The sequence below is a fragment of the Streptomyces sp. PL-25 genome (assembly GCF_058344915.1).
In genome coordinates this window covers 726,637-751,625 of the sequence record NZ_CP136997.1, presented here as the reverse complement: position 1 = coordinate 751,625, position 24,989 = coordinate 726,637, and the positions used below count along the sequence as shown (strand labels likewise).

Here is a 24,989-nt window from a genome sequence, read left to right as displayed (position 1 = left end):
GGCCCGCGCGGCCGGACCGCCGGGGCCCCTCAGCAACAAGTAGCAGGGCCCCTCAGGAACAGCCGAAGGCGGCACAAGCTGACGAGGTCAGGCCCAGATCGCCTGGGCGAGCGCCGCGCCGGTGAAGGCCGCGCCGAGACCGCCGACGATGCTCGCGACCGCGTTGGCCGCGGCGAAGAAGCGCGCGCCCTCCTCCGCCAGCCGCAGGGTCTCGTACGACAGGGTCGAATAGGTGGTGAGCGCCCCGCACAGCCCGGTGCCCAGCAGGAGCTGGACCTGGGAGGAGGCACCGCCCGCGAGGACCGCGCCGGTGATCAGGCCGAGGGTGAGGCAGCCGACCATGTTGACGGTGAAGGTGCCCCAGGGGAACACGGTGTCGTGCCGGGACTGCACCGCGCGGTCGGTCAGATAGCGCATCGGGGCGCCGACCACGGCGCCGAGCACCACGAGAAGCCAGTTCACGCGTTCTCCCCCTCGGAGCGGACGGCGGCCGCAGTGACGTCCCGGACGTTCATCGCGTCCTCCACTCGATCACCCGGCGGGTCAGGTTCGCCGTGGTCCACACCGACGCCAGCGCCGCCAGCATGGTCACGGCCAGGTAGACGAGACCCGTGGCGGCGCGGCCCTGGTCGACGAGGCGCTGGATGTCGACCGCGTAGGTGGAGAAGGTGGTGAAGCCGCCCAGCACACCGGTGCCGAAGAACGGCCGGACGAGCCGGTGCGCGGACCACACATCGGTGATCAGCACCATGAAGACGCCGATGACACCGCAGCCGATCACATTGACCAGGAACGTCGTCAGGGGAAACGCGCCGTCGGCCGTGGGCCACAGGAGCCCGGCGCCGTAACGGGCCGTCGCGCCGATCGCGCCGCCCGCCGCGACCACCGCCACGAAGGGCCCCTGCCCGGCGAACGGCTCGCGCCGCGGGGTGGGCCCGTGCAGTTCGACATCGGGGTCGATGGGTTCGCCGAGCACCTGAGGTCGGGCCTCTTCCATACGCGGGTTCTCCTACTCGCACAGCGCCCGGCACGTCCCCGGGCACACTGAAGTCGCAAGCAGGGACCGTTGGCGGCGCCGTCGCCGCGGTTGGGTGCGGCGGGCCCCACCGCCGCGCGACGCACTCGGGGTGCGCCGCACGGCCAGCCTACCGTGTGCCCGGAGGGGCCGTGCGCGGGTCCGGGGCCAGGTCGAGCGTCCAGTTCTGCCCGACGAGGTCCCGGCCGAAGCTGTGATGGGGCTCCTCGTCGGCGAGCGTGAAACCGTACCCCTGGTAGATCCGGCGCGCGGACTCCAGCACGTCGTTGGTCCACAGCGTGACCCGCCGGTAGCCGGCCTCGCGGGCGAACTCCAGACAGGTCCCGACCAGGCGGCCGCCCGCGCCCAGCCCCCGGGCCGCCTCGGTGACGAGCAGGATGCGCAGCCGCGCCACCTCCGGTGTGTCACCGGCGACCAGGAAGACGCAGCCCACGCGCTCCCCGCCGGCCTCGGCGATCCAGCCCGCCTCCCGGGCCGGGTCGTGCCCCGCCGCGTACGCGGCGACGATCCCGGCGACCAGGGCCTCGAAGTCGGTGTTCCAGCCGAACTGCCGGGCGTAGACCTCGCCGTGGGCCATCACCGTCCAGCCCAGGTCGCCGGGACGGTCGGCGCGCCGCACGGTGATCCGCGGCCGGTCCTCGGGCCGCGCGATCACGGCCTCTCCCCGCTGCTCCGACATGGCGTGTCCCTCCGCTGGCTCCGTCGTCCGCGCCCGGCGGCAGGGCGTACCACCGCTTCCGCACCGGGCACTGACACGACTGTTTCAGTACCGCTAGGCTAGCTCCATGTCCCCGTCAGCGGCAGCCCCCTCCGCACGCCAGACCGAACTGCTGGAGGCCGCCTACCGGTACGTCCTCGCGCACGGTCTGACCGACCTGTCGCTGCGCCCGCTGGCCACGGCCGTCGGTTCCAGCCCCCGGGTCCTGCTGTTCCTCTTCGGCAGCAAGGACGGTCTCGTACGGGCCCTGCTGGCGCGTGCCCGCGCGGACGAACTGGCGATCCTGGACCCTCTGCGCGGCCCCGGCGAGCCCATCGGCCTGCCCGCGGCCACCGAGCGGGTCTGGGCCTGGCTCGCCGCCGCCGGGCACCGCCCGCTGCTGCGGCTGTGGGCCGAGGCGTACGCCCGCTCCCTGGTCGAGCCGGACGGGCCGTGGGCCGGGTTCGCCCGCGCCACCGTCGAGGACTGGCTCGCGGTGCTCGCCGCCTGCCAGCCGCCCGCCGAGCGGGACACCGGGCCCGGCACCACCCGCAGGACCCTGGCGCTCGCGGTGCTCCGCGGCGCCCTGCTCGACCTCCTCGCCACCGACGACGAGCCCCGTGCGAGCGCCGCCGTCCGCCACCACCTGGCCCTGCTCGACGGCTGACGCGCCACCGGGCCGGGGCACGCCCGCCGGGTGGACCGGGGCTCCTGCTGCCCGGCACGCGGTTTACCTCCGCGCACACGGGCTACGCGGCCCGGGACGGATCCACCACGAGCCCCGCGGATCCACCACGAGCCCCGCGGACCCACCGCGACGCGACCGCGAACCGGCCGTGAGCGCACCGTAGCGCTGGCGGCGGCCGGGGCGGAGGAGACAGGTGTCATGAGCCAGAACGACCCGGAACGCAGGAGGGAGCCGGTCCCGCGGTCGCGCTCCGGCGCGTTCGGCCGCAGATACCCCCGGACCGGCACCGAGCCGATGACCGCCCAGAGCCCCCTGGGACTGCGGCTGCTCCTGTCGGGGGTCTTCCTGCCGCTGTTCGCCGGGGCCGCCGCCTTCTTCGCCGTGTGGGCGGCGCAGGCCGTGCCGGGCGAGAACCCGGGCCGCGGCCCCCTCGTCATCGCCGCCGCCGTCTGCGCGGTGCTCGCGCTGCTGGCCGCGGCCGACGTGGCGGTCGTCGTCCGGCGGCTGCGGCGCGAGCGGGGCGCGGTGCCGTCCGGGCGCTGAGGCGGCTCCCGGGCGCGCCCGGGAGCCGGGTCCCGGCACCCGGAGGACGGCATACCCGCGCGCGACGGCGCGGACCCGGCGCGTGACGGCGGTCCCGCACCGGCAACGCGCCTACAGGTACTGCTTCAGCTCCCGCCGCGCCAGCGAGCGCTGGTGCACCTCGTCGGGGCCGTCGGCGAGCATCAGGGTGCGCGCGCCCGCGTACAGCTCGGCCAGCGGGAAGTCCTGGCTGACCCCGCCCGCGCCGTAGAGCTGGATCGCCCGGTCCAGGATGCCGACCACCGCGCGCGGGGTGGCGATCTTGATGGCCTGGATCTCGGTGTGGGCGCCCTTGTTGCCGACCGTGTCCATCAGCCAGGCCGTCTTCAGCACCAGCAGCCGCAACTGCTCGACCTGGACACGGGCGTCCGCGATCCAGTTCTGCACCACGCCCTGCTGGGCCAGCGCCTTGCCGAACGCCGTACGGGAGACCGCCCGGCGGCACATCAGCTCGATGGCGCGCTCAGCCATGCCGATCAGCCGCATGCAGTGGTGGATCCGGCCCGGACCCAGCCGGGCCTGGGCGATGGCGAAGCCGCCGCCCTCCTCGCCGATGAGGTTCGACACCGGGACGCGCGCGTGGTCGAAGACCACCTCGGCGTGCCCGCCGTGGTAGTGGTCCTCGTACCCGAAGACCCGCATGGCCCGCCGCACGGTGACGCCCGGTGTGTCGCGCGGCACCAGCACCATGGACTGCTGGCGGCGCACGTCCGCGCCATCCGGGTCCGTCTTGCCCATCACGATGAAGATCTTGCAGTCGGGGTGCATCGCCCCGGAGATGTACCACTTGCGGCCGGTGATCACGTACTCGTCCGAGCCGTCGTCCGCCCGCTCGATGTGCGTGGTGATGTTGGTGGCGTCCGAGGAGGCCACCTCCGGCTCGGTCATCGCGAACGCCGAGCGGATCTCGCCCGCCAGCAGCGGCTGGAGCCACTGCTTCCGCTGCCGTTCGTCGCCGAACTGCGCGAGCACCTCCATGTTGCCCGTGTCCGGCGCGGCGCAGTTGGTCGCGGTGGGCGCCAGCTGCGGGGAGCGGCCGGTGATCTCGGCCAGCGGGGCGTACTGGAGGTTGGTCAGACCGGCGCCGTGCTCGGCGTCCGGCAGGAACAGGTTCCACAGGCCCTGCCGCCGTGCCTCGGCCTTCAGCTCCTCCACCACCGGGGGGTTCTCCCAGGGCGAGGCGAGGCGGGCGCGCTGCTCGTGCGCGGTCTCCTCGGCCGGGTACACGTACTCGTCCATGAAGGCGAGGAGCCGGGCGCGCAGTTCCTCGGTGCGCGCGTCGAACGCGAAGTCCATGGGGATCAGCCCTCCTGGAGGCCCTGGGGGCCGTCGTGCAACGTGGTCAGGCCGTGCTGGATGAAGACGGGGACGAGGTCGCCGATACGGTCGAAGCCGCCGCCGACCGTCCGCCCGAGCGTGTACCGGTAGTGGATGCCCTCCAGGATCACCGCGAGCTTGAACCAGGCGAACGCGGTGTACCAGGAGACGGCGGACACATCGCGCCCCGAGCGCGCGGCGTACCGCTCGATCAGTTCGGCGGGCGAGGGGTGGCCCGGCGCCTCGGCGGTGGTGGACACGGGCGAGTCCGGCATGCCCAGCGGAGTGCAGTACATGACCAGCAGGCCCAGGTCGGTGAGCGGGTCGCCGAGCGTGGACATCTCCCAGTCGAGCACGGCCCGGATCCGGTCGTCCGGCCCGATCAGCGCGTTGTCCAGGCGGTAGTCGCCGTGCACCACGGCGGGCGCGGGGGAGACGGGCAGCTCGCGCCCGAGGGCGGCGTGCAGCTCGTCGATGCCGGGCAGGTCGCGGTCGCGGGAGGCGTCGAGCTGCTTGCCCCAGCGGCGCAGCTGCCGGTCGAGGAAGCCCTCCGGCCGGCCGAAGTCGGCGAGGCCCACCTCGGCGGGGTCGACCGCGTGCAGGGCGACGAGCGTGTCGACCAGGGACAGCACCGCGCCACGGGTGCGCTCCGGGCCGAGCGGGGCGAGCTGGCCGGCCGTGCGGTACGGGGTGCCCTCGACGAACTCCATCACATAGAACGGCGCGCCCAGCACCTCCTCGTCCTCGCACAGCAGCACGGTGCCCGGCACGGGTACGTCCGTCGGCCGCAGCGCGCTGATCACCCGGTGCTCGCGCCTCATGTCGTGCGCGGTGGCCAGCACATGCCCGAGCGGCGGCCGCCGTACGACCCAGCGGCCGGTGCCGTCGGAGACGGCGTACGTCAGGTTGGACCGGCCGCCCTCGATCAGCCGGCCGGTCAGGGGGCCCCGCACCAGGCCGGGGCGCTCGCGGTCGAGCAGGTCGCGCAGCCGGTCGAGATCGAGTCCGGGCGGGTGGTCGGGGCTCATCCAGCGCTCCTGGGGGCGGGGTCGGCATCGGATCCCGACCATCATGCTGACTAGTCGGTATGTAGTCCAGACCACATCCGGGGAAAGTGATCGGCGTCTCGGGGCGGGGACCGCGGAAGCCGACGAGGGCCGCCGCCGCTGGGCAGCGGCGGCGGTCCTGGGCGGGCGGCGCGTCGGTCAGTTCGTGCCGATGTGGTCGTACGGGCCGGGTGCGGGGTCCTGGCCCGGGACCCCGGGCCGGTGGCCGAACGGCTGCCCCGCCCCCGGACCGGGGCGCTCGTCGGGCTCGTACGGGGAGGACGGCCGCGGCCGTGCGGCGCGGCGCGGGCGGACGGGCCACCACAGGGAGCGGCCGAGCAGCGCGGCGAGGGCCGGGACCAGCGCGATCGACAGGACGAACGCCGACAGCAGGATGCCCAGGGCCGTCGCGAAGCCGATCTGCTGGGTGCTCGCGTCCGGGTTCACCGCGAGGCTGCCGAAGGAACCGGCCAGCACCAGCCCCGCGGTGGCCACGGCCGGAGCCGTGTGCCGCACGGCGCGGGCCACCGCCGCACGGGCCGGTCCGGGCCGCTCCATCTCCTCCCGTACGCGGTCGCTGATGAGGATGTTGTAGTCGGTGCCCAGCGCCACCACGAACAGGAAGAGCACCAGCGGCAGGGTGAAGGCGACACCGGGCTCGCCGCGCAGATGCTGGAACACCAGCGTCGAGGCGCCGAGCGTGGCGGCGAAGCCGAGCCCGACGGAGATCATCAGCACCGCGGGCGCCAGCACGCTGCGCAGCAGGACGAGCAGGATCAGCGCGATGAGCGCGGCGGCCACGGGGAAGACCAGTTCGAGGTCCTCGGAGACGGCGGTGGAGATGTCCGCGAAGATCGCCGCGGTGCCGCCGACATGGGCCTCGGCGCCCGCGGGCGTGTGCGCGGCGACGGCCGCCCGCACCGGACCGGACACCAGGTCGCGCGCCTTCTGGCTCTGCGGGTCGGCGGTCAGGTAGAGGCTGATCCGGGCCGCGTCGCCCGCCTTGTCGTAGACGGCGGGGCTCACCTGGCCCACCCCCTCGGTGCGGCCGAGCGCCGTGGCCAGGGCGTCCACGCCGCGCCGGTCGAGGGCGCCGCCGTCCCTGGTGACGTAGACGTCGGTCGGGTCGGACACGCCCGCGGGCAGTGCGCGGGAGATCTCGGCAGCGGTGGCGGCGGCCGGGGTGTCACCGCCGCCGCTGCCGGTGCCGTAGTCCATCTTCATGCCGATCGTCCCGGCGGCCAGTGCGCCCAGCAGGACGACGGCACCGGCGGCGACGGCCAGCGGGCGGCGGGCGACGGCGGCGCCGAAGCTCCCGGCCGTGCCCTCGCGCGGCGCGCGCTTCAGGGCGCGCGAGGGCCAGAACATCTTCCGGCCGGTGACCGCCAACAGGGCGGGCATGAAGGTCAGGCTGGCCAGCAGCATCACCAGGACGGAGATCGCGATGGCCGGGCCCAGCACCCGGAACTGGCCGAAGCTCGCGATGCCCAGGGTGGCGAAGGCGGCCACGATGGTCAGCGCGGCCGAGGTGATCGCGGAACCCACCCGGCCCGTGACCTCGCCCGCGATCTCGCGCGGCGCACGGTCCGGCTGGGCGCGCAGCCGTTCACGGAAGCGGAACAGCAGGAACAGGAAGTAGTCGATGCCGATGCCCAGCAGCACCACGCTGATCAGCTGTGGTGTGCTCGGGTCCAGCCGGATCCCGCTGAGCAGGGCCGCGCCGACCACGGCACCCGAGGCGGCCCCGCCGACGATGGCGACCGCCAGCAGCGGCAGCAGCGCCGCGAAGACACTGCGGAACACCAGGACGTTCAGCAGCACGATCAGCGCGACGGTGAGCACGCCGGCCACCGTGCTCGTCGTCTTCTCCGCGTCCTGGCTGTCGACGGTGTCGGCCAGTCCGCCGGTGAATCCGGTGCGCAGCCCGTCCTGCGCGTACCGGCCGGAAGCGCTCTTCCGGAATTCCTTGAAGACATTCTGAAGGCCCGGGTCGGTCGAATTTCCGGAGAGTCCGACCGAGAAGAGCACGAAAGTACGGTGCGGTGCGACCGTACCCGGGGCGATCTTCGGCGTCTGCGAATAGTCCTTCGCCAGGAAAGGCGGCGCGTCCTCCGATTCCGGCATGGCCACCCTCTGCTTGCCGAGCGCCGCGGCCACCGACTCGGCGTGCCGCTGGTCGGCCGCCTTGAGCGGCTTGCCGTCGTCCCGCTTGACCAGCATGATCACGGAGTTGGCGTCCGGTTTGATCCCGAACTTGTCCTCGGCGATGTGCAGGGCCGCCGCCGAGTCGTACTTGTCGGGCAGGAAGTCACCCAGCTGACTCTCGGTGACGCGGTACATCAGGGCCTGACCCACCATGGTCAGTCCTATTCCCAGCAGTACCCATAGGGTGATGACTTTCCATGGATTTCTCGTGGAGAATCCGGTCAGGGCGCGAATCACGGGGGCTCCCGTTCGGGACGTTCTCGGACAGTGCCCTTCCAGCGAATCACCGGAATGCGCGGAGATCGTCCGAGCGCGGGATGAGAAGCGGCAGGGGGCCCCGGGACCGCCCGGGTGCCGGACCAGGACCCTGGTCCCGGTCCGGTCTCGGCCGCAGGTCGGAGCCCGGCGGCGCGGCCCGCTGCGACAATGGGCGAGCGGGGGACAGCAGACACCGGTGCCCGCGGGCACCGGGCGACCACGGCGCGGAGCAGCGCGGAGAGGACCACCATGGCGACGCGCCGCAGCACCGCGCCGAACCGTCGCGGCCTGCGCGGACGCCTGTTCCCGCCGGGCACCGACGCCCTGCCGTGGACCCGCAACGACGCGCTGCTGACCGTCGGCGCGGCCGCCGTCGACATCGTCGGATACACCGCGTTCCCGCAGCTCACGGGCATACCGGTATCGGGTGTCGGCGTCCTGCTGCTGACGCTGTCCGCGCTGCCGCTGCTGGTGCGGCGGCTGTTCCCGCTGACGGTCATGACGGCCGTCCTGGTCCTCGGCGCGGCGCTGAACCTGTCGGTGCCGATGGAGCAGCACTTCGGCGCCACCCTGGCGGTCGCCCTCTACACGGCCGCCCGCACCGGCCGTCCCTGGGCGACGGCCGCCGCGGCCGCCGGGGCCGTCGGCATCACCCTGCTCACCCCCGGCATCGCCGCCCCGGGCGGCGTCCTGAACCTGACCAGTGCCTGTGTGGCCGCCGTGCTCATCGTCGGCGCCGCTCTGGTGGTCAACCGCTGGCAGCGCGAGACGGAGGCCAACCGGCGCCTGCTCGCCGACCGGGCGGTGGCCGAGGAACGCCGCCGTATCGCCCGGGAGCTGCACGACATCGTCGCCCACCGCATCACCACCATGCAGCTGATGGCGGGCGGCGCCCGCGCCAACCTCGACCACGACGCCGGTGTCGTCCGCGAGGCCCTCGTCACCCTGGAGGAGTCGGGACGGCTCGCGCTGCGCGAGATGCGCCAGCTCCTGGACGTGCTGCGGGCCGACGAGGACACCACGACCGGTCCCGACGGCACCCCGGAGGCGCCGCAGCCCGGCCTCGACGACCTGGACCGCCTGATCAAGGAGTCCCGGCAGGCCGGGCAGCCCGCCGTGCTGACCGTGGACGGCGATCCGGCGCCGCTGCCCCAGGTGGTCGGCCTCACCCTCTACCGGATCGTCCAGGAGGCGCTGACCAACGCCCGCAAGCACGCCGGGCCCTCCGTACCGGTGGAGGTCCGCCTGACCTGCCTGCCCGGGAGCGTGCGGGTGACCGTCACCGACCGGGCCGAGGCGGAGTCCGCCGAGCCCGCCCCGGCGCCCGGCCCCGGCAGCGGATACGGTCTGATCGGCATGCGTGAACGGGTCGCCCTGCACGGCGGCACACTGGAGTCCGGCCCGCTGCCCGAGGGCGGCTTCCGGGTCGCGGCGAGCCTGCCGCTGGAGGCGCCGGCGGGCGCGGACGAGGAGAGCTGACGGGTGAGCGAGACCGACGCCGTGGACGGGGCCGTGGGCGGCACCGCCGAGGACGCCGCGCGGGACGCGGGGGAGCGGGCGGTGCGGGTGCTGATCGCCGACGACCAGCCGCTGGTGCGCCGCGGTCTCGCGCTGATCCTCGGGCCCGCCCCGGACATCACCGTGGTCGCCGAGGCCGAGAACGGCGAGCAGGCGCTCGTGCTGGCCGGGAAGCACCGCCCCGACGTCGTGGTCATGGACATCCGGATGCCCGTCCTCGACGGGGTGGCCGCCACCGAGCGGCTCGTCCGGGACCTGCCCGAGTGCCGGGTGCTCGCCCTCAGCACCTTCGACATGGACGAGTACGTGGTCGCCGCCCTGCGCGCCGGCGCGTACGGCTTCCTGCCCAAGGACAGCTCACCCGAGGAACTGGTGGCCGCGATCCGCACCGTCCGCACGGGTGAGGCCGTCGTCGCGCCCCGGCTGCTGACCCGGCTCATCCGCGCCTACGTCAGGACCGGGCGGGCGGCGCCGCAGGGCCGCGAGCGGCCCGCCGCCGAGGGCACCGCGGCGCTCACCCCGCGCGAGGTGGAGGTCTGGCGGCTGCTGGCCACCGGCCTGGACAACACCGAGATCGCGCAGACCCTGGAGATCAGCGTCTCCACCGTCAAGAACTACATCACCAGCATCTTCGACAAACTCGCCGTCCGGGACCGGGCGCAGGCGGTCATCGCCGCCTACGAGTCGGGCCTGGTCGCGGCCGGGCAGCAGGCGGGACGGGACTGACAGGACTGGCAGGACTGGCTGGACTGGCAGAACCGACTGGACTGGCAGAACCGACGGGACCGACAAGGACGGAACGGACGGCCCACGCGGGCCCGGCACAGTCGTCCGCCGGGCCCGCGAGGCCGCGCACACCAGAGCGGGCTACGGCTTGCGGCGCCCGTCCGGAGTGCGGGGCACCGGCTCCGCGTCGCGGGTGGCGGTGGTCATCCCCTTGGGGGCGGTCATCGCCTTCGGATCGAGCACCTGGTCGCCGTAGAGATCCTCCAGCCAGGTCGACTGGTAGATCGTGTCGAGATAGCGTTCGCCGAGGTCGGGGGCGATGGCCACCGCCGTCAGATCGCGCTCGTCGTGCTCGGCCAGCCAGGACATGGCCCCGCTGACCACCGTGCCGGTGGAGCCGCCGAACAGGAACCCGCGCCGGGCCAGCCGGTGGCAGGCGCGGATCGTGTCCGCCTCCTCCACCCGGATCACCTCGTCGACGAAGGACTCGTCCAGCAGCGGGGGACGCATGCTCATGCCGAGGCCGGGGATCATCCGGCGGCCCGGCGCACCGCCGAAGGCCACCGAGCCGACGGTGTCCACCGCGACGATCCGCACCGGCCGGTGCCACTCGCGGAAGTAGCGCGCGCACCCCATCAGCGTCCCGGTCGTGCCCGCGCCCACGAACAGCACGTCCAGACGCGGGAACTGACGGGCGATCTCCGGTGCCGTACGACGGTAGTGCGCACCCCAGTTGCCGGGGTTCGTGTACTGGCTGAGCCACACGTACCGCTGGTCGGAGGCGCACAGGGCGCGCACGTAGTCGATCCGGGCGCCCAGGAACCCGCCGTTGGCGTCCAGGTCGGCGATGACATGGACCTCGCTGCCCAGCGCCTCCATCAGCAGCCTGGTCGACAGATTGCAGCGGGAGTCGGTGACGCACAGGAACCGGTAGCCCTTGCTGGCCGCGATCATGCTGAGCGCGACACCCAGGTTGCCGGACGAGGACTCGATCAGGACCGAGTCCTTGCTCAGCAGCCCGTCCTGCTCCGCGGCCTCCACCATCTCGACCGCGGCCTTCAGCTTGATCGAGCCCGCGAAGTTGAAGCCCTCGCACTTCAGGAAGAGCGAGCGCCCGAAGATCGGCCGGAGGTCGACGTAGAGCTGGCCTTCGTTGAAAGCGTGGGGAGCGGTAATGACGGGCACGCTAACCTCCTGATGCCTGGGCCGGGGGACGGGACGATCAGCGATCAGCCGTACCGGCGCAGCTCGTGGAAGAAGTCGTCGACGACATGCAGATTCCCGGCCCGAGCCACCTCGTCGTGGACGTAACCGCCGACGGCGAGGTCGAGGACACCGAGACCGAACGGGGAGAAGACCACGGTCCGGTCGCCCGGCGGCTCCACCCGGCCGGTCAGCACGTCGTCGAGCGTGCCGTCCAGGAAGTCCCGCCCACCGGTGAGCTGTTCGGCCAGATGCGGCGAGGTGTCCGCCTTCAGGCAGTGCTCGACGTCGTCGACGAAGTTGGCCGCCTCCAGCAGGATCCGGGGATCCAGGTCGCGCAGCGACACATGCAGGACCACCGGATGGTGCGCGAACCAGGACGGGTCGCTGACATGCGGTGCGCCCGCCACGGTCGCGAAGACCACCAGGTCGCTGGAGCGGATCAGCTCCTCCGGGCTGTCGTGCACGGTGATCCGCGCGTCCCGCCCGCCCGGCGCGTCGGCCGTGGCCTGGCGCAGATAGCCGCAGAAGCCCGCCGTGCTGTCGGCCGACACGTCGTACACGCCGACCGTGTCGAAGCTCCAGCCGGTGCCGGCGAGAAACGTGTGGATGTACCGGGCGATCAGTCCCGTGCCGAAGAAACCGACCCGGGTGGGCCGGGTCCTGGTGCGGGTGAGCCGGTCCGCGGCCAGCGCCGCCGAGGCCGCTGTCCGGGTGGCGCTGATGATGGAGCTCTCCAGGCACGCGAACGGATAGCCCGTGTCGTGGTCGTTGAGGATCAGCACCGCCGACGCCCGCGGCACCCCGGCCGCGACGTTCTCCGGGAAGCTGGAGATCCACTTCAGCCCGTCCACCCGCACCCGCCCGCCGACCGAGGCGGGCAGCGCGATGATCCGGGAGGTGGGCCGGTCCGGGAAGCGCAGGAAGTACGACGGCGGGTTGACCGTCTGCCCTTCGCCGTGCAGCCGGTAGGTGGCCTCGACCAGGTCCGTGATCTCCTGCTCGCGGCCCTGGAGCGCCTGCCGCACCTGGGCGCCGGAGATCACCGCGAAGGACGGCACACGACCGGGCCGGGCGGTGGGGGAGTCGGTGGCGGGGGACGTCACGGAGGTCATCGCCGTGTTCCTTCCGGGGTCGGGGCGCCGTCGGCCAGCAGCCGCGGCTCGGCCATCGCCACCAGCACCTGCCGCTCGCCGGTGAACGGCTCCCGGCTGTGCGCGGTGCGGATGTTGTCGACGAGCAGCAGATCGTCGGCCTGCCACGGCTCGCGGCGGGTGTGCTCCTCGTAGACGGCGTTGAGCGTCTGGACGACGTCCTCGCCGATCGGAGTCCCGTCGCCGTAGCGGGTGTTGAAGGGGAGCCCGTCGGCGCCGTACTCGTCGACCAGGTACTCGCGCACCTCCGGCGCCAGCGTCCACTCGTTGAGGAAGGCGATCTGGTTGAACCAGCAGCGGCGGCCGGTGACCGGATGCCGTACGACGGCGCTGCGGCGCTGCCGGGTGCGCAGCGAGCCGTCGTCGCGCCACTCGAAGTCGATGCCGTGGGCGCGGCAGTAGTTCTCCACGGTCTCGCGGTCCTCGGTGCCGAACGACTCGGCGAGCGAGGCCCCGATCTCGTCGTTGTAGCTGCGGGTGAGGAGCCAGCCCTCGCGCTCGAACCGCTCGGTCAGCGCCGCGGGCAGCGCCCGCAGCACCTCCTCCGCGTCCGCCACCGCGGTCGCCCCGCCCCGGTCGGGCGCGGCGAGGCAGGCGAACAGCATGAGCGAGGGGACCCGCTGCGCGTAGCTCAGCTCGTGGTGCATGCACATCGGCTGGTTGTCCGGCCAGGCGGTGGACGAGTACAGCCCGCCCCCGTAGGACTGCCGGGGGGCGAACGCCTCGCGTTCCGTCATGGGTTCACCGGCGAGCGCGGTGAACACCGCCCGGACCCGCTCCGGTTCCCCGAGCGGCAGGCCCCGCACCACGAGCGCGCCGTGCTCGGTGACCTGCGCGCGCACGGCCTCCCGGTACGCGGACGCCCAGGCGGCCGCGTCGGCGGGCGGCTCGACGCGCAGGACCGGCGGCCGGTCCGGTCGCGACTCCACCTCCAGCAGTGACGCCGGGGACGAGAACGACATCTCGGTTTCCTTTCGTCGGGCGTGGTGCCGGGATCAGGAGGACGCCAGCAGTTCGGCGGCGCCCAGGACGGCCCGCGCCGCCGCGTCCGGCCGGGTGCGCGGGAAGTAGTGGCCCCCGTCGGTGAGTTCGTGCAGATCGACCAGGTCGGACAGGAACATCCAGTCCCGGTGGCGGTCGGCCGGCCCGGCGGTGTGCGGGTCGTCGGCGGCGAGGACCACCGTCACCGGCACGGCCAGCCGGGCCGCCTCGGGGGAGTCCAGCGCGGCGGCGAAGTAGCGGTGCGCCGCGACGCAGTCGTGCCGGTAGGCGGCGCCGATGTGCTCGGCGTGGTCCGCGTCGAGTTCGCCCAGCTCGGAGTAGCCGCTGTCCGCGCTCAGCCGTGCGGCGATCTCGGCGTTGCTCCGCCCGGACAGCTCCTCGACGGCGGCGGTGCGGGCGGCGGCGGTGCCCGGCAACTGCGCGCCCAGGAACAGCCGTACCACCTCCACCGTGCCGTCCTCGTGCAGCCGCCGCGCCGTCTCGACGGCCAGGGCCGCCCCGGAGGAGTGGCCCCACAGCATGACCTGGCGCGTGCCGCGCCCGCGGATCTCCGCCGCCACCTGCCCGGCGACCTCCTCCAGCGGGGCGAACGGCTCGTCGGCGGCGGCCAGGTCGTGGCCGGGCAGCTCGACCGCGTACACCGCCGGGCCGCGGCCCGCCAGCGCGCTCGCCAGCGGCCGGAAGTTCACCGCGTTGCCGCCCGCGTAGGGGAAGCACACCAGCGCGCACGCGTCGGTGTCACCGGCCGCCGACAGCGGTTGCAGCAACTCCGTGCGCCGGTGCGCGGCGCCGTCCAGCAGCGCGGCGAGGTCGGCGAGCACCGGATGGCGGGTGATGTCCTTGAGGGACACGGCCCGGTCCAGGGCGATGGTCAGCTTCACCGCCGACAGCGAGGTGCCGCCGGAGTCGAAGAAGTGGTCGCCGCGGCCGATCCGCTCGCGGGGCAGGCCCAGCAACTGCGCCCAGGTGTCCGCGAGCCTGCGCTCGGTGGCGGTGCGCGGCGCGTCCTCGGGGCCGCCGTCCGCCGTGTCCTTCTCGGCCAGCCGCGCGGCCAGCGCGGTCAGCGCCTTGCGGTCGGTCTTGCCGTTGGCGGTCAGCGGCAGGGCGTCCTGCCAGTGGAAGGCCGAGGGCACCATGTACGCGGGCAGCGCGGCCCCGAGCGTGCGCCGCAACTCCTCCGCCTCCAGCGGCTGTCCGCTGTAGAAGGCCACCAGATGCGCGCCCCGGCCCGGCAGTTCGGTGACGACGACCGCGCCGTCGCGCACCCCGGGGGCGCGCAGCAGCGTGTTCTCGATCTCCCCGATCTCGATGCGGAAGCCGCGGATCTTGACCTGGCTGTCCCGGCGGCCGAGGAACTCCAGTGCGCCGCCGGGGTGCCAGCGCCCCCAGTCACCGGCCAGATAGAGCCGCTCGCCGGGCCGGTACGGGTCCTCCCGGTACGCCTCGCGGGTGCGCTCGGGATCGTTGACGTAGCCGCGGCCCACGCACACCCCGGAGAAGGCGATCAGACCGGGCGCGCCCAGCGGCACCGGTGCCAGGTGCTCGTCGACGACGAGGACCCGCACGTTGTTCACCGGCCGGCCCAGCAGCACCCGCTCCGGCACGGCCCGCAGGATCTCGTGGTTGGTGTCGTCCGACGTCTCGGTCAGCCCGTACGCGTTGACCAGCGGGATGTCCGGCTTCAGGGCGAACCAGCGCTGGACCAGTTCGTGCCTGAGCGCCTCGCCGGTCACCGACACACAGGCCAGATCGGGCAGTTCGCGCGGCCGCCGCTCCAGATAGGACGCCACCACCTCCAGGTAGGAGGGCACGACCTGGACGACCGCGACCCGGCCGCGCTCCAGCGTGTCGACGAACCGCTCGACGTCCAGGACCGCCTCCTGCTCCACCAGCAGGGTCCGCCCCCCGGTCAGCAGCGCGGCCAGCAACTGCCACAGCGAGATGTCGAAGCACTGCGGGGCGGTCTGCGCCACCACCGACTCCGGCCCGATCTCCAGGTCGTCGATCTTGGCGAACAGGTGGTTGAGCATGCCCGCGTGCTCGCACATCGCGCCCTTCGGCTCACCCGTGGAACCGGAGGTGAAGTAGATGTACGCCAGTCGGCCGGGCGCGATGTCCAGGCCGGGGTCGCCGTCGTCGTGGCCCTCCGCGTACGCGTCCGGCAGCATCAGCTTCTCGGCCGGGTCCGGCAGCGAGGCCAGGGCCTCGTCCAGGGTGGCGGTGCTGCCCGGCTCGGCCAGCACGAGCCGGCAGCCGGCCCGGGACAGTGCCGCCGCGATCCGGCCGGCCGGGAAATGCGGCTCGACGGGCAGATAGACACAGCCGGCCTTGAACACCGCGAGCACCGACGCCAGCCAGTCCAGGGTGCGTTCGGTGACCACCGCGACCACGCCCTCCGGCCCCGGATCGCGGGCCAGCAGGGCCCGCGCCAGCCGGTTCGCGCGGGAGTTCAGCTCGGCGTACGTCCACGAGTCGTTCCCGTGCACGGCGGCCACGGCCTCGGGCCGCTCCCGTACCCGCTGCTCGAACAGCTCGTGCGCCCGCGCGTCGGGCAGGGCGCGCTCCGGTCCCGCGAGCCCTTCGAGCTGCTCGCGCACCTCCGCCTCCGGCAGCAGGCTCTGCCGCGCGTGCTCGGCGTCCGCGTCGGCGGCCATCAGCCGCAGCGCCGTCAGGTGGTAGCCGCAGATCCGGGCCGCCGCCGCCGCGTCCAGCACCTCGGTGCGGTACCGCAGCCGCAGCACCATGTGTCCCGCACGGTCGGCGCAGCCGACCGCGAGCACCGCGTCCCGGTGCAGGCTCTCCCCGCGGGCGTCCTCCGGGTCGAAGACCACCTCGTACGCCGGTCCGGTCAGCCCCAGTTCGCGGCGCAGCCCGTGCACCGGGAAGTCACGGTGGGCCAGCAGGTCGGCCTCGACCCGGCGGGCGGCGCGCACCACGCCGCGCCAGGTCCGCGGCGCGACCGTCAGCCGGCAGGGGAGCGGTTCGCCCCCGCCGGTGGCGCGTCCGGTCACCACGTCCTGCTCGCCGCTGAGCGCGGCCAGCACCTTGGCGTGGGCGGCCAGCAGCACCGCGCCGACCGGCACGCCGAGTTCGGCGGCCAGGGCGCGCACGGCGCGCGCCACCCGGTCCGGCACCGGCTCCTCGTGTCCGGCCGTGCCGGGCCGGGGCCGCGGCGCCCACCGCGGGACGGCGGTGAAACCACCGGCGGTCAGCACCTCGGTCCAGAAGTCCCTGTCCGCTGCCACGAGCGCTCCCATCGAATGACCCTTCCTCAGTTCGCCGCCGGAGCGGCGGGGTTACCGCCCCACTCCGCGTGCGCGGGGACTTCCTCGCCCTTCATCAGGAAGGAGTCGGGCGCCAGCACGGCCCCGTCGCCCAGCGTCACGCCGTAGTGCACATGGGCGCCGATGCCGAGGGTGACGCCCGCGCCGAGCGTGGTGTGCTCGGACTTGAACGTGCCGTCCTCCTGCGAGTGGCACTGGATCTTGCTGCCGGCGTTGAGCGTGCAGTCGTCGCCGATGGCGGTCAGCGTCCGCTCGGTGATGAAGCAGCCGTCGTCGAAGACCCGCCGCCCGATGCGCACCCCGGTCAGCCGCCAGATCAGCGCCTTGTACGGGGTGCCGTTGAACACGGCCAGATAGTGGTCCGGGACCTTCCACAGCCGCTCGTGCCACCAGAAGTACGGGTCGTAGATGGAGCACAGCTGCGGGCGCAGCGCGCGGAACCGGGTCAGGCAGCGCTCCAGCAGGATGTTGTACGCGGTGGTGACGAGGAGCGTGACGGCCAGATAGGCGCCGATCACGAGGTGGCCCAGCGCGCCGTACAGGCCGACCGAGACGAGACCGAACGCGGTGAGCACCGTGGTGTGCAGCCAGCGCACCACCAGGTGCAGGGCCATGGACCGCAGGTTGTAGCGGTTCTTGGCGGCCAGGCCGCGGTGCAGCGCGTCGCCGCTGCGCAGATGGTCGAACCGCGCGTCGCGCTCCACCGTCCGCGGGATCTCGAAGCAGGGGGAGCCGAGCAGTCCGACGCCCTCCCTCACCTCCCCGTCGAGCGGCACCATCACCTTCGTCGCCAGCAGGCAGTTGTCGCCGGTGCGGGCACCGGCCGGGAAGGCGATGTTGTTGCCGAGGAAGTTGTGCGCGCCGATCGCGGCCCGGCTGGTCCGGAAGGACGTGCTGGAGTAGTCGGCGTTGAGGACGGACAGGCCGTCGGCGACCATCGTGCCGCTGCCCACGGACACCAGGAACGGGGACTGGTGCTGCACCTCGGTGCCGAAGTTCGAGCCGGTCTGCTCCACCCGGTCGAGGTCGTACCCGATGCCGCGCAGATAGGGGACGATGTAGGAGCTGTCCCCGAACAGCCAGGTGAAGAACCTGATGTTGGTGAGGGTCGCCATCATCCGGTGCGCGGCGTAGTGGAAGCCGTAGAGCGGGTACACCCGGTCCGGTCTGACCAGTCGGCGCAGCAGCCGCGGCACGGTGCACAGGGCGAGCACGCCCAGGACGATGCCGCCGCAGTACAGCACCGTGGACACGAGCAGGGTGTCGGCGACGATCTCCCCCGCCGTCGTGCCCCGGGTCTCCGCGGCCAGGCGCTTGCTGAGCACCGGCACCTCGGCGAACAGCATGTAGACGCCGCCCACCGCGAGCGGCAGATAGAGCAGGAAGAGCTGGAGCAGGGTGGTGGTCGCGAACCCGGCCCGGCGCAGGGTGCCGCAGCGGGCGGGCGGGACGCGTATGTGGTCGACGTCGGTCGGCTGGGCCGGAGAGCCGTGCCGCCGCTCGCCGGCCGGGACGTGCTGGCCCGGGTAGAGCGCGGAGGCGTGGCCGAGCTGGGAGCCGTCGCCCATGACCGTGTCGATGTCGAGCACGGTCTTCTCGCCGACGAAGACGTCCCGGCCCAGGGTGACGCTGCCGGTGCGGATGCGGCCCGCGTGCGCCCGGTAGCCGAGGAAGACGGCGTCGTTGCGGATCACCGTGCCGGCGCCGACGGTGAGCAGGTCGGTGCAGACCGGCACGGACCGGGAGAGGATCGTGACGTCCTTCCCGATGCGCGCGCCGAGCGCCCGCAGATACATCACGTACAGCGGATTGCCGACGAAGAGCACCATCGGATTGGCGTGGAGCAGTGATTTGACGAGCCAGAAGCGCAGGTACGCCATGCTCCACACCGGGAAATCCTGTGGTTTCCACCGGCCGACGAGAACCCATTTCACCAGGACGGGAAAGGCGCACAGGGCGAGGAAACCGATCGTGCCGCACAGGAACGACCGCAGATAGATGTGGGCGAGACCCGAAGCGGCGGCCACCCATTCATAGGCCTGGGCGGTGACCATGCCGATGACGAAGGAATAGCCGAGGAATATCAGCGTCTGGAGCGTTCCGCACAGCACGGGACCCGGTGCGCGCCGGGGCGCGGCGGGCGCGGGGTGCTCGGGGTGCGCGGCCGGGGCGGTGGACGACGGGTCCGGGGGCGGTGCGGCGGTGGGCGCGGGCGCCGCCGCGACCAGCGCAGCGGCCAGTTCGCGGAGGGTGGGGTGCCGGTAGATGTCCTTCATGGACACCGACGGCAGTTGAGGGTGTTTCCGCACCCGCGCGCAGAACTGCGCCATGACGAGCGAGTTGGCGCCGAGGTCGGTGAAGAAGTGACTCTCGGCGTGTATTCGGTCGGCGTGCACGACGTCCGCGAGGATGCCCGCGAGTTCCCTTTCGGTGTCTGCGGTGTCTGCGGTGTCCGGTTCTGCTTTTCCGTGCCGGGTGAGCGCGGATTCGTCAGGACCGGGCATCAGTATGTCGGCAGACTTCTCCACCATGCGAGCTCCCTGAGGAAAGGTCGAAAACCGTCGGCCAGGGGTGGCCGGTCCCCGAGACCGTGCGTTTTCGCCTGATCACGAAACCATGGATCAGTCTTGTGCCGTGTGCGCGCGCCTGCCACTCGGATCCGGTGCGCCGATGTCTCGGCCGACGCCCCGCGCGCCGGTGTTCAGGCGGCTCAGGCGCGCCGTGGGGCACCCAAAGGATCACCCGTATGGGGGCGGTGCGCGGTCTCCGGGACGGTGGCGGACTCCGGGGCCGGGCGCCGCGCGCCGAGTCGAGTGGCCCCCGAGAGTGCGGACGCGCAGACTGAGCTGAGACGCGGGGCCGTGACCGGGCAGCAGCGCGGTCGGGCTCCCTGCTGGACCGTGCCGGACCGTTCGTCGAGGGGGCCGATATGGCCGTAGAGATCCCGCCCCTGGTCGCGCCCTCCCGCCTGAGGCGTCGCGGGGGCCTGTGGGGCGAGTGCCTGGCGGAGTTCCTGGGGACCCTGGTCCTTATCGCCTTCGGCTGCGGTGTGGTCGCGATGGCGGTCGCCGCGCTGCCCGGCTCCGGCCGCACCGAGGGGCCCACGACCTTCTTCCTGGGCGCGGGCGACTGGCTCCTCATCACCTGGGGCTGGGCGTTCGCCGTGGTCTTCGGTGTGTATGTGGCGGGCGGGGTCAGCGGCGCCCACCTCAACCCGGCGGTGACGCTGGCGTTCGCGGTCCGGCGGAAGTTCCCCTGGTCCAAGGTGCTGCCGTACTGGCTCTCGCAGGTGGTGGGCGCCTTCGTCGGCGCCGCCCTGGTGTACGCGGTCTACCACGACGCCATCAACACCTTCGACCAGGCCATGAAGGGGCCGAAGACGCACGGGCACACCGTCGCGTCCTTCTCCATCTTCGGCACGTTCCCGGCGCCCTACTTCCACGGCGGCTACTGGGGGCCGCTGGTGGACCAGATCGTCGGCACGTCGCTGCTGGTCATGCTGATCGTGGCCATCGTCGACCTGCGCAACACCGCCGTGAAGGCGAACCTCGGCCCGCTCGTGATCGGCTTCGCCGTGGCGGCCGTCGGCATGTCCTACGGGGCCAACGCCGGTTACGCCATCAACCCGGCCCGCGACTTCGGACCCCGGCTGTTCACGTTCTTCGCCGGCTGGGGAGACCTGGCACTGCCGGGCACCGAACCCGGCTCGTACAGCGCCTACTGGTGGGTGCCCATCGTCGGGCCGCTGGTCGGCGGCGTGGTCGGCGTCCTCGTCTACGACCTGTTCATCGGCGACATCCTGCACATCCGCGCCCAGCAGGACGAACTCCCCGAGGTCGGCCGCACCCGGGGTTCCGCCTCCGACGAGGAGTAGGCCACGTTCTCGGCGCCGGACTCGGTGCCCTTGCCGCCGCGCGGCGTCACGTGGTCCCCGGGCTTCAGGTAGTGGTCGGCGGAGAACCGGAACCGGTTGCCGGAGGCGTCCTTGACGGCGTCCTTGCCGAGTGAAGAATCCGTGAAGGCTCCCGGGGGGCGGGGCGGGGCGGGGCGGGGCGGCCGGCGCGAGCCGGGGCACGGCGACCCCGCCGCCGGGGGAGCGCGTCCTCGGGCCCGGCCTCGCCGCACGGATGACCGGGCCGCCGCCGGCCCGCCTCCCGGCGCGTCCCGTACCCGGGGCGGGGGCCGGGGCCCGCTATGTTCGTGCGCACACAGCGAGGTTCGGAGCCGGGGATGCAGAACACAGACGTACGGGACCAGGAGGCGCAGGCGCCACCGGCGCCGCCGCCGGGCGCCGGGGAACGGGCCGCGCGCGGTCTGCCGCGGTCCTGGCCGCTCCTGCTGCTGGGCGCGGCCGTCCTGCCCGGAGCGGTGGTCTTCGCCGTGGGCCGCTGGTCGGACGGGCAGGCGCTGGAGGCATGGCGGACCGTCTGCCTCGCCGTCACCGTGCAGGCCACGCCCTTCCTGCTGCTCGGCACCGTCCTGTCCGGCGCCATCAACGCCTTCGTGCCGGACCGGGTGTTCAGCCGCGTACTGCCCCGGCGGCCCGCGCTCGCCGTCCCGGTGGCCGGGATCGCCGGCGTCGTCCTGCCGGGCTGCGAATGCGCCTCCGTGCCGGTCGCGGGCAGCCTGATCAACCGGGGGGTGACCCCGGCCGCCGCCTTCGCCTTCCTGCTCTCCGCCCCGGCGGTCAACCCGGTCGTGCTGACCGCCACCGCGATCGCCTTCCCCGGGAACCCCGCCATGGTGCTGGCCCGGCTGGTCGCCTCCCTGGTCACCGCCGCCGCGATGGGCTGGCTCTGGCTCTTCCTGGGCCGCGAGGAGTGGCTGCGGCCGACGGCCCGGCACACCGGCCACCGGCCGGGACACAGCCGCTGGACGGAGTTCCGGCGCGGCTTCCAGCACGACTTCCTGCACGCCGGCGGCTTCCTGGTGCTTGGCGCCATGGCGGCGGCCACCTTCAATGTGGCGGTGCCGCGCACCGTGCTCGACACGTTCTCCGGCTCGCCCTGGCTCTCGGTGCTGTTCCTCGCCGGGCTCGCCGTGCTGCTCGCGGTGTGCTCGGAGGCCGACGCGTTCGTCGCGGCCTCGCTCACCGGGTTCTCGCCGCTGGCCCGGCTGACGTTCATGGTGGTCGGCCCGATGGTCGACCTCAAGCTGATCGCGCTTCAGGCGGGCACCTTCGGAAAGGCGTTCGCGGCGCGCTTCTCCACCGCGACCGCCGTCGTCGCCGTCGTGTGCAGCACGCTCGTCGGAGGATTCCTGCTGTGAGACGCCCGTTCCAGGTGGCCCTGCTCGTCCTCAGCGGACTCGGCCTGCTGCACGCCTCGCTCTTCACCGACCTCTTCCTGCGCTATGTGAAGGAGGGCATGCGGCCCCTGCTGATCGCCTCCGGGGTGCTGCTGCTCCTGCTGGGCGTCGCGGAGGCATGGCCCTCGAAGCGGCGTACGGGACATGACGGGGCGACGCACGACGAGCCCGAGCCCGAGCCCGAGCCCGAGCACGGGCATGGGCATGGGCATGGGCATGGGTATGGGCATGGGCACGAACACGGGGCCGGGAGCGGTCACGGGCACGACCACTCCCGGGCGCCGCGCGTCGCCTGGCTGCTGTACCTGCCCGCCCTGAGCCTGCTCTTCTGGGCCCCGCCCGCCCTCGGCGCGTATACCGCCTCCCGCGAGGCGCCCCGGGCCGTCGACCGGCAGAGCAGCTTCGACCCGCTGCCCGCGACCTCGCCGCTCCCGCTGACACTCAGCGACTTCACCCGCCGGGTGCAGCAGGACCGCACCCAGGCCGTCCGCGGCCGTACGGTCCTGCTGACCGGGTTCGTCACGCCGGACAAGGGGCACCGGGACAGCTGGTACCTCACCCGGATCATCCTGAACTGCTGCGCGGCGGACGCCCAGTCCGTGAAGGTGCGCGTCCACGGGGCCGCCCCGCCCGCGAACACCTGGGTCTCGGTGACCGGCACCTGGCACCCGGGCGGCACCCTGGGCACCGCGTCGGCCGCGGCCGCGCTCGACGCCCGCGCGGTCCGGACGATCGACCGGCCGGTCAACGGCTACACGGACGACCTGCCGCTCGTGCCGTCGCGCTGACGGATCGTGCCGTCGCGCTGACGGACAGACGGGCGGACGGGCGGACGGGCAGGGCCCCGGGCCCGTGGCCCGTGGTCAGGCGCCCGGCCGCGGCCGTACGGTCAGGATCTGCTGGGCGTGCCCGACCGGACCGTGCACATCGTGCAGGACCGTGCTGGTGACGCCCTGGCCCGTGGGACCGAAGACGACGGTGGTGTCCAGGCCGGTCCAGCGGCCCTCGGGACGGCGGTGCAGATGCACGGTCAGATCGACGTTGGGGAAGATCCACTCCTTGGGCGACTCCCGTACGGCGATGCCGTTCGCCGTGTCCACCAGGGCCAGGTAGGAGGCGAGCGGGGAGCTGGGCTCGCCGGCCACCAGGGCGAGCGGGGTGGAGACCCAGGCGGTGGCGCGGCCCGGCCGCGGCGGGGCGAGCGGGCGTACGTCGAGGGAGGCGATGTAGCCGCCGGGCCAGTGGTCGGCCATCGGCCACGGGGCGAGCCGCTCGGGCGGGGTGAGCCGGTCGTCGGCGCCGCCCTCGACGCCCGTGGTGTCCTGCGGGGCGAGCAGCCAGGCCCGCGCCCGCACCACCGGGCGCCCGGCGACACTCACCACGGCCTCCAGCAGCTCGATGGTCCGCCCCGGCCGGACGGTCTCCACCTGGATCTCGCACTCTTCCAGGGCCAGCCGGCCCAGGATGTCGTAGCTGATCCGTGACAGCAGCAGCCCGCCCGGCCCCCGGTCCGCCAGATACCCCTCGATCGCGTGGACCACGAGGCCCCCGAGCGGACTGAAGTGCAGCTCCGTCTCGTCCCAGGCCCCGCTCGCGTGGGCGGTCGGCTTGAAACGGTGCTCGTCGGTGCGGACGTAGTAGCTGTCGGGTGCCGTGCTGCCGGTGTTCAACGGACGCCTTCCCTCGGTCTGTGCCTCACTCTCGCTCCGCGCCCGCGCCGGCCGGCTCCGTACCGGGAACCGGGTGCGCGCGGGACGGACACGGGGCAGCATGACACGGACGGCGGTACCCGCCCTGCGGCAGGGTGCCCCGATGCGGCCACCACCGGGGAGGACTCCGTGCACCTGCGCGACGTGACCGAGGACGACGTGGGCGCGTACCTCCGTATGCGGTGCGACCCGGAGATGACGGCCGGGCTCGGCGGACCGCTGCCGGCCGCCGGAATGGCGGACAAGGTGCGCCGGGACGCCGCGGAGGCGGCGGCGGACACCGCCTGGATCAAGATGATCGTCCCCGGCTCCCGCGGCCCGGAGGCGGTCGCCGGGTCGGTGACCATCTGGTCCCACGGCACGGCCGACGGCCCGGTCTCCGAGATCGGCTGGATGGTGCTGCCCGAGTTCCAGGGGCGTGGCCTGGGCGGGCGCGCGGCCCGGCTGCTGCTCGAACGGGCGCGCGACGAGGACCGCTGGGGTCTGGTGCACGCGTTCCCCGCGACGGACAACGCGCCCTCGAACGGCATCTGCCGCTCCCTCGGCTTCCGGCTGCTCGGCGCGTGCGACGTGCCGTTCGCGGGCCGGGTGCTGCGCGGCAACCACTGGGTGATCGACCCGCGGACCGATCTGACGGCCGGCTGACCCGGGAGGGCCCGTGCCGGGGGCGGTGCGCGGGCCGTGCGGATCCGGAGGCGCGCGGGTCCCGGACCGAGTGGGTCCAGGACCGAGAGCGAGTTTCAGCCGGCGAGGACCTCGGCCCAGCGGCTGGTCCCGGTCCGGTCCGCCCGGACGCCGCAGCGGGCGGAGAGCGCGGTGACGATGCCGAGACCGCGGCCGTGCTCGTCGGGGTCGGGCGCCGAGCCGGGGGTGGGCGGAGCCGCCGGGCCGAGGTCGCTCACCTCGACGTGGACGGCGCCGTGGCCGTCGACCGGGACGCGCCACAGCCGCAGCGTCGCGGGCGGCCTGGCGTGCACGAGCGCGTTGGTGACCAGCTCCGACACGACCAGGAGCACGTCGTCGGCGGCCTCGGCGGGCAGGTTCCAGCCGCCCAGCAGCCGGTGCACACGGCGGCGTACCGCCGACACGGCACCGGGCGTGTGCAGCAGGGGGAAGGCGTGGTCGACTTCCCCGTGGGGCGCTGCGTCGAGCTGCGCTACGGTCATGTGCCCTCCTCCTCGGACCTGCCCCGGGCTTCGACCCCACCCGACGCGACATGTCACGCTAAGGAACGAATGCCCCGCAGGTCAATGAACA

21 protein-coding genes are annotated in these 24,989 nt (G+C 73.4%); 8 read left to right on the top strand and 13 right to left on the bottom strand.

Annotated features, from left to right (window positions below):
- Positions 1-87: 87 nt before the first annotated feature.
- From crcB (R4Z62_RS03245) to R4Z62_RS03235, 3 genes are all read right to left on the bottom strand, one after another.
- A complete protein-coding gene (crcB, locus tag R4Z62_RS03245; RefSeq protein ID WP_018570888.1) occupies positions 88-462 on the bottom strand; it encodes a fluoride efflux transporter CrcB in 375 nt (124 codons plus the stop codon).
- Positions 463-511: 49 nt separating this feature from the next.
- A complete protein-coding gene (gene crcB, locus R4Z62_RS03240; protein WP_064531306.1) occupies positions 512-997 on the bottom strand; it encodes a fluoride efflux transporter CrcB in 486 nt (161 codons plus the stop codon).
- A gap of 148 nt (positions 998-1,145) precedes the next feature.
- Positions 1,146-1,715: a GNAT family N-acetyltransferase gene (locus tag R4Z62_RS03235; protein ID WP_385491330.1), complete on the bottom strand. Its 570-nt coding sequence runs from the start codon at positions 1,713-1,715 to the stop codon at positions 1,146-1,148.
- A gap of 106 nt (positions 1,716-1,821) precedes the next feature.
- Here R4Z62_RS03235 and R4Z62_RS03230 point away from each other — a divergent pair, with 106 nt between their 5' ends.
- Positions 1,822-2,400 carry a TetR/AcrR family transcriptional regulator gene (locus R4Z62_RS03230; RefSeq protein WP_491519066.1) on the top strand — a complete coding sequence of 193 codons (579 nt, stop codon included), beginning with the start codon at positions 1,822-1,824 and terminating at the stop codon, positions 2,398-2,400.
- A gap of 219 nt (positions 2,401-2,619) precedes the next feature.
- Positions 2,620-2,964, top strand: coding sequence for a DUF6343 family protein (locus R4Z62_RS03225; RefSeq protein ID WP_079158816.1), 345 nt, complete (start codon positions 2,620-2,622; stop codon positions 2,962-2,964).
- A 111-nt stretch (positions 2,965-3,075) separates the two neighbouring features.
- Here the strand turns inward: R4Z62_RS03225 and R4Z62_RS03220 are convergent, their stop codons facing one another.
- The 3 genes from R4Z62_RS03220 to R4Z62_RS03210 form a co-directional block, all read right to left on the bottom strand.
- Entirely contained in the window at positions 3,076-4,299 is a 1,224-nt protein-coding gene (locus R4Z62_RS03220; protein ID WP_064531303.1) for an acyl-CoA dehydrogenase family protein, read from the bottom strand.
- Positions 4,300-4,304: 5 nt separating this feature from the next.
- Positions 4,305-5,348: a phosphotransferase family protein gene (locus R4Z62_RS03215; protein WP_491519065.1), complete on the bottom strand. Its 1,044-nt coding sequence runs from the start codon at positions 5,346-5,348 to the stop codon at positions 4,305-4,307.
- Positions 5,349-5,525: 177 nt separating this feature from the next.
- The gene (locus tag R4Z62_RS03210; RefSeq protein WP_491519064.1) at positions 5,526-7,724 is read right to left on the bottom strand and encodes an MMPL family transporter; all 2,199 of its coding nucleotides are present in this window, start codon (positions 7,722-7,724) and stop codon (positions 5,526-5,528) included.
- Positions 7,725-8,078: 354 nt separating this feature from the next.
- Here R4Z62_RS03210 and R4Z62_RS03205 point away from each other — a divergent pair, with 354 nt between their 5' ends.
- Together R4Z62_RS03205 and R4Z62_RS03200 are read left to right on the top strand one after the other, a co-directional pair.
- Positions 8,079-9,308 (top strand): sensor histidine kinase, encoded by a 1,230-nt coding sequence (locus R4Z62_RS03205; protein ID WP_355484885.1) that lies wholly within the window; start codon positions 8,079-8,081, stop codon positions 9,306-9,308.
- A gap of 3 nt (positions 9,309-9,311) precedes the next feature.
- Positions 9,312-10,073, top strand: coding sequence for a response regulator (locus R4Z62_RS03200; RefSeq protein WP_491519063.1), 762 nt, complete (start codon positions 9,312-9,314; stop codon positions 10,071-10,073).
- Positions 10,074-10,214: 141 nt separating this feature from the next.
- On the opposite strand, the gene sbnA is transcribed toward R4Z62_RS03200, so the two are convergent.
- The 5 genes from sbnA to R4Z62_RS03175 are packed head-to-tail and all read right to left on the bottom strand — an operon-like array spanning position 10,215 to position 19,247.
- Entirely contained in the window at positions 10,215-11,258 is a 1,044-nt protein-coding gene (gene sbnA / locus R4Z62_RS03195) for a 2,3-diaminopropionate biosynthesis protein SbnA (protein WP_064531298.1), read from the bottom strand.
- Positions 11,259-11,302: 44 nt separating this feature from the next.
- Positions 11,303-12,391, bottom strand: coding sequence for a 2,3-diaminopropionate biosynthesis protein SbnB (sbnB, locus tag R4Z62_RS03190; protein ID WP_064531297.1), 1,089 nt, complete (start codon positions 12,389-12,391; stop codon positions 11,303-11,305).
- Positions 12,388-13,392, bottom strand: coding sequence for a TauD/TfdA family dioxygenase (locus R4Z62_RS03185; protein WP_491519062.1), 1,005 nt, complete (start codon positions 13,390-13,392; stop codon positions 12,388-12,390). The genes sbnB and R4Z62_RS03185 overlap by 4 nt, the downstream gene beginning before the upstream one ends.
- A 33-nt stretch (positions 13,393-13,425) precedes the next feature.
- The gene (locus tag R4Z62_RS03180) at positions 13,426-16,689 is read right to left on the bottom strand and encodes a non-ribosomal peptide synthetase (RefSeq protein WP_491519061.1); all 3,264 of its coding nucleotides are present in this window, start codon (positions 16,687-16,689) and stop codon (positions 13,426-13,428) included.
- A 14-nt stretch (positions 16,690-16,703) separates the two neighbouring features.
- Positions 16,704-19,247 (bottom strand): Pls/PosA family non-ribosomal peptide synthetase, encoded by a 2,544-nt coding sequence (locus tag R4Z62_RS03175; RefSeq protein WP_491519060.1) that lies wholly within the window; start codon positions 19,245-19,247, stop codon positions 16,704-16,706.
- A gap of 398 nt (positions 19,248-19,645) precedes the next feature.
- Between R4Z62_RS03175 and R4Z62_RS03170 the strand changes: the two genes are divergently transcribed.
- The 3 genes from R4Z62_RS03170 to R4Z62_RS03160 all read left to right on the top strand — a co-directional run bounded on the left by R4Z62_RS03170 (position 19,646) and on the right by R4Z62_RS03160 (position 22,811).
- Complete coding sequence (locus R4Z62_RS03170; protein WP_018570873.1) at positions 19,646-20,590, top strand: MIP/aquaporin family protein; 945 nt, start codon at positions 19,646-19,648, stop codon at positions 20,588-20,590.
- Between the two features lie 356 nt (positions 20,591-20,946).
- Positions 20,947-21,984 carry a permease gene (locus tag R4Z62_RS03165; protein WP_064531293.1) on the top strand — a complete coding sequence of 346 codons (1,038 nt, stop codon included), beginning with the start codon at positions 20,947-20,949 and terminating at the stop codon, positions 21,982-21,984.
- The gene (locus tag R4Z62_RS03160; RefSeq protein ID WP_491519059.1) at positions 21,981-22,811 is read left to right on the top strand and encodes a TIGR03943 family putative permease subunit; all 831 of its coding nucleotides are present in this window, start codon (positions 21,981-21,983) and stop codon (positions 22,809-22,811) included. Before R4Z62_RS03165 ends, R4Z62_RS03160 begins: the two co-directional genes overlap by 4 nt.
- A gap of 75 nt (positions 22,812-22,886) precedes the next feature.
- On the opposite strand, the gene R4Z62_RS03155 is transcribed toward R4Z62_RS03160, so the two are convergent.
- Positions 22,887-23,693, bottom strand: a complete 807-nt coding sequence (locus R4Z62_RS03155; protein WP_064531291.1) for a thioesterase family protein — start codon at positions 23,691-23,693, stop codon at positions 22,887-22,889.
- A 168-nt stretch (positions 23,694-23,861) separates the two neighbouring features.
- Here R4Z62_RS03155 and R4Z62_RS03150 point away from each other — a divergent pair, with 168 nt between their 5' ends.
- Positions 23,862-24,377 carry a GNAT family N-acetyltransferase gene (locus R4Z62_RS03150; protein WP_355484875.1) on the top strand — a complete coding sequence of 172 codons (516 nt, stop codon included), beginning with the start codon at positions 23,862-23,864 and terminating at the stop codon, positions 24,375-24,377.
- A 95-nt stretch (positions 24,378-24,472) separates the two neighbouring features.
- On the opposite strand, the gene R4Z62_RS03145 is transcribed toward R4Z62_RS03150, so the two are convergent.
- Positions 24,473-24,898 (bottom strand): ATP-binding protein, encoded by a 426-nt coding sequence (locus R4Z62_RS03145; RefSeq protein WP_064531289.1) that lies wholly within the window; start codon positions 24,896-24,898, stop codon positions 24,473-24,475.
- Positions 24,899-24,989: the final 91 nt, after the last annotated feature.